1 pseudogene is annotated in these 5,325 nt (G+C 41.0%); it reads left to right on the forward strand.

Features of this window, described 5'->3' with window-relative positions:
* Positions 1 to 204 precede the first annotated feature (204 nt).
* A pseudogene (locus QM450_RS10415) lies at positions 205 to 5,325 on the forward strand (hypothetical protein); the annotation flags it as partial.

Below are 5,325 nucleotides of genomic sequence, written 5' to 3' on the forward strand. Positions count from 1 at the left end.
AGAGGCAAGTGACGAGTCAAGAGCAATGAGGCTTGAACAACGTGAAAGCCAGCGTCTTTAGGCGCTGGCTTGTAATCTGGGCTTATAGCCCTGGTTCAAACCACCCGTTTGACGGGTGGTCATGATTGACTATTTTCTAAAAGAATTGTATAATTGAATTGTATGTAGAAGACATGCAGTTATTTTAAAAAAGGAGATAATGTAATGTATTTTAATCGTAAAAATGCAGAGCAGAAGAACTGGCGAATGATCAAAAAAGGAAAGCATTTCTTATTTGGTTGCTCGCTTGTCTTTGCGGTTGGTGCAGCTTTGGTGGCTCCAACAGTTAAGGCCGACACAGCTGGTAATGGGGAGGTAGAGAATAAAACTACCAGCTCAGCTGCTGAAGCAAGCCCTAGTGATGAGGTAGGCACTTATAAAGCACCAGCAGTGGAGGTGTCAACAACTTCACCAGTGGTTGCCGAAAAAACTACAAGTTCAGAAGCTACTTCAGCAAAAACAGCTAAGGAAGCTGATGTAGTTGAGGCTAAGGCCAAAGCAGCTGAGGTGGTTGAGACTAAGGCCAAGGAAGCAGAAGGAGTTCAACTGCCTACCTTGACAGTAGTTGCGGATGCTACAGCCTTGACAGAAAAGGAAAAGGCAAATGTAGTAGCAGCTGTTAAGGCAGCAAATCCTACAGCGACTGATGTTCAAGTCCAAGCAGATGGATCAGTTGTCGTGACTTTTGCAGATGGTTCAAGTGCAAACTTGTCAGCATCTCAAACTGTCAAAGTGGCACCTAAAACAGACAAACTCAAGCTTGAATTGGACAACTTAACAACTGCCATCCAAGCCTTGCCAGAACATGAAACAACGGTTGATGTCCGTGAAAAAGCGAACGCTATCTTAGCAAGTGGACTTGCGCTTTTAGAAGCACCAGATGTAACCGTACAAGATGTTGAGGACATGACGAAAACTGTTAAACGTAGCTATGTGTCTGTTATGAACGCTACAACTCGTTTGGCATCTGGACGTCGTGATCCACGCAATGGTCAAAAAATGCCAGAAGGTGTTCAATTTAGAGACGGGGTTGCTTATTCAGGTGATGAAGCTGCCAATGAGAATGGGAAGAAAAATGACTATATTACTAGTAATGTAGGTAAATCCAGTACCTCTGATGACGCGCAAAATGCCGGCTCTAGAGTAATGACCTATAAGACCAGAATGAATAAAGATCAGAATGGTAAGATTACGTCTATTGACTGGATGGTTTACTTCAATAACTATGCTGAAAATATGGATATTAAATATGGCATTACAGGAAAAAGTTCCCGAAACTATGCTCAAATTCCTAAAGAAGTAAATATGCCTGATAGTATCAAGCGTCTCCACTACAAATCAGTACAGAAATTGCAAAATAGAAAATTAGTAAAAATCGATTCAAGTGGAAATCCTCTAAGTAATGAAGTAACATTTGACAATCCAAGTCCACGCGAAGCTTCAGGTTTCCCACTTGAAAAAGAAGACTCTTTCACAAGCGATAGTTGGAAATCTTCAAGTCGTGGATATGATACCCTTTATAACAATACAGGTTTCTATTTCAATGGTGCGGACACTGATAATCCTGAGACAAAAGCTTTGGTCGAAGCTAATGCTCTACCAGGAAACCGTGTTGTCTGGGATCAATCGAATACAGGTTCGGACTGGCAAGATGCATATGTATGGAAGTTCACCACAACTGTTCCTGAAGAGACAACTAATGAGCAGTTGAAAAATATGAAGCTTGTTATGGGTATGGTCCGTACTGGTAAAGCGTCATACAGACCATCTTTCAGTGTAATAGGGAACAACCCTGTTGATGTTACGAATGCCGATGTGGCTAAACCACAACCGGAAACACCACAACCAGGAGTGAACAACACTTATACCCAAACAAATGGCACGATTACAGTGCCTACTGTAGCTTCTACAGATGAGACGTTGACAGGTACCGGTCAGCCAGGTGCTATCATCAATATCAAGAAAAATGGCAAAACTGCTAGACAAATCAAAGTTGCAGAAAACGGACAATGGTCATTCCCACTCGACCTTGGTTTGAATAGTAATGTTACTGGTGGTGGACAGTTAGTTCCTGCAGATAAAATTAGCGTAAGCCAAACCGTTAATGGTGTAGAAAGTGCTGATACAGATGTAAATGTATCTCTAGGTCACTCAGAGATCGTACCATCATCTAAATCAAAACAACAGAATAATCTTGTTGAAAATGATAGAAACGTTACCTTGAAAGTACCGCATGATGCAGGAGCAGCTTACTTCCAATTCACGGACGCTGATGGTAATACTCAAGAAGTTGGGCTTAAACGTGATGCTGTTCCAGGTAAGTGGCAAGTGAACTCTTCAAGCAGTGCACTTGCAAGCGTTGCTTCAAGTGAAGACGGTAAGTTCTACTCAACAATCAACTTGACCTTGAACAAAGATATGAAAGCTGGAACAACAGCTAAAGTTATCTCTAACATGCAAGAAGGTAGCTACTCAAGCCTTCAAGGATGGCAATCACGTAACGTTGAAGCAGCTCCACAAGAAGAGACTCCAGCGCCACAACCACAACCGCAACCAGAAACACCAACAACTAGTGGTCCAGAAATTGTCAACGATTTGGCAGGTAAAGCAAGTACTCCAGCTGATGTGACAGTGAAAGCACCAGCAGGTTCAACTGTTAAACTTTACAACAAAGATGGCGTTGTAATCGGTGAAGCTGTAGCTAACGACCAAGGTGTAGCAACTATTCACCCTACAAACAGCCTTCCTGAAGGAGAGATTACAGCTACTTCAACACCAGCAGGTGGAACAGAGTCAGCTAAGAGTGCTCCGATTACAGTAACAAAAACCCCAACACCGATTGAGAATGCTGAGAAGACTGAAGGTCCTTATAAGTTGCAAATGTTGACCAATGCGACCAAGGTGACACTTTATCGTGGAGATAAACTTTCTTTAACAGGTGCAGCTGCAGGGACTGCCTTGCGTTTCTTTGGGATTACTGCAGAAACAGCGAATAATGTAGCAGGCGTAATACCATCGGGTGGATTGGCTACTAATGGAAGTAAAGCAATAGGCCAAAGCGACGCTAAAGCAGAAGGTACTGTTTCATGGAAACAACCTCTTGGAGATACTAGGATTACCTTTAGAGTTACTGGAAGTCCAAATCCAACAAGCAACCAGAAAGTATCAATTGATCGACATATCACTGTCACAGTTCTTGAAGTTACTAAAAAGTATGACCCAGTTGCAGGTACACAAGTAGATATTGCAAATCCTAACAAGGTTTCTGAAGATGAAAAGAACAAGATCATCGACTCAGTTAAAACTGCGAACCCAAATCTTCCAGCAGAATCACAATACAGTGTAGATGAAAAGGGTAACCTTACTATCACTTATCCTGATGGATCAACAGATAAGATTGCAGCAGCCTACCTCGTTCACCCAACAAATCCTGCACGTGAAAACGTAGCACCAACAGTAGAGATTCCTTACTCTAATAAAGACACTAAAGAAGTTTATGTCTACGCTGGAGAAGCCAACTCATTCGATATCAAATTTAAAGATGATAGCGGAAAAATTGCAAGTGCTACTGTAAAACAAGGTGGTAACAGAGCGTTTGATCCTGTTGCAGGTGAAGAGAATACCATCAATACTCAATATGGATTTAAAGCAAATGTTATCAATGCTGAAACACCAGCAACAGCAGATGCACCAGCAGTCATTACCTACTCAGGTACCCCAGCAGCAACAGATGGTTTGAAACAATCTGACTATGATGCAGCAACTAAGGGAGATAAAGCACCAGGTATGGCTTTAGGATGGCGTTATGCAACTGCGACTGACACAGATGGTGCATTTATTGAGAATAAAGCTGTGGGTAGCTTAACTGACCCAGGTGCATTCCGTGTCATGCTTAAACCACAAACGCAAAAATATGATATTACAACTCCAACTGAAAAAGTTACTGTAGCAAATCCATCTAACGTAACAAATGATGAGTTAGCTAAAATCAAAGAGAAAGTACAACTTGAGTACTCTAACACGAATGATGACGCTAACTTGGCAGATAAAAAAGGTAAACCTGTAGCTGATAAAGATGGTAAGATTCAATCAATCGAAAAAGATGCTGATGGAAATCTTGTAGTAACCTATAAAGATGGTTCTCAAGATAAGAAACCATTGTCAGAATTTGTAAACGTAGCTCCAACAGTTGAACTTCCATACTCAAATCAAGCTAAGAAAGAAATCTATGTTTATACAGGTGAAAACACTGATTTAACATTCAAAGCATCAGACAACACTGCTGTTAAAGATATGTATGTACGTGGTCCTGGTGGTATTGGAACAGATAATACGGCAGGTTACGGTTTCACAACTGGAAAAATCGAGAATTCAGCAGTCACTCATGGTGATGGTACTGTATCAGGTGCTACAGCTACTCTTAAGATGACAGGTGTTACAACACTTAAAGCTCCAAACCATTGGACAAGTTTTGTTGTTGCTAATGACAATGATAATGCACCATCAGCTACTGATTTTAGAGCATTAGATCAAAACCCTAATGCAACTCAGACACCAGGATATGTTCACTTCATCGTTAAATCTCAAACAGATAAGTACGATATTGCAACTCCAGCTGATAAAGTTGAAGTAGCAGATCCAACTAATGTAACAAAAGATGACTTAGCTAAAATCGAAAAAAAACTGAAACTTGAGTACAACAAGGACAATGACGATGCGAATATCGCAAAAAATACTCCAGTTGATAAAGATGGTAAGATTAAATCAGTCACAAACGATGGCAAAGGAAATCTTGTAGTAACATATACAGATGGTTCAACAGATACAAAACCATTGTCAGAATTTGTAACTAAAAAACCAACAACACCAGCTAAGGATGCAGATGGCGTTAAAGATCCAGCTAAGACACCAGTTAAAGATCCAGCTAACTTAACAGATGCAGAAAAAGCTAAAGTAGCAGACGAAGTTAAGAAAGCTAACCCAACAGCGAAAGATGTTGAAGTAGGCAAAGATGGAACAACAACTGTAACCTTCCCAGATGGATCAAAAGCAGAAATTCCAGCAGCTAAAGCAGTAGAAAAAGCTAAAGATGCAACACCAGCTAAGGATGCAGATGGCGTTAAAGATCCAGCTAAGACACCAGTTAAAGATCCAAGTAACTTGACTGATGCAGAAAAAGCTAAGGTAGCAGACGAAGTTAAGAAAGCTAACCCAACAGCGAAAGATGTTGAAGTAGGCAAAGATGGAACAGCAACTGTAACCTTCCCAGATGGATCAAAAGCAGAA

The organism is Streptococcus infantis (assembly GCF_047464615.1).
GTDB classification, from domain to species: domain Bacteria; phylum Bacillota; class Bacilli; order Lactobacillales; family Streptococcaceae; genus Streptococcus; species Streptococcus infantis_Y.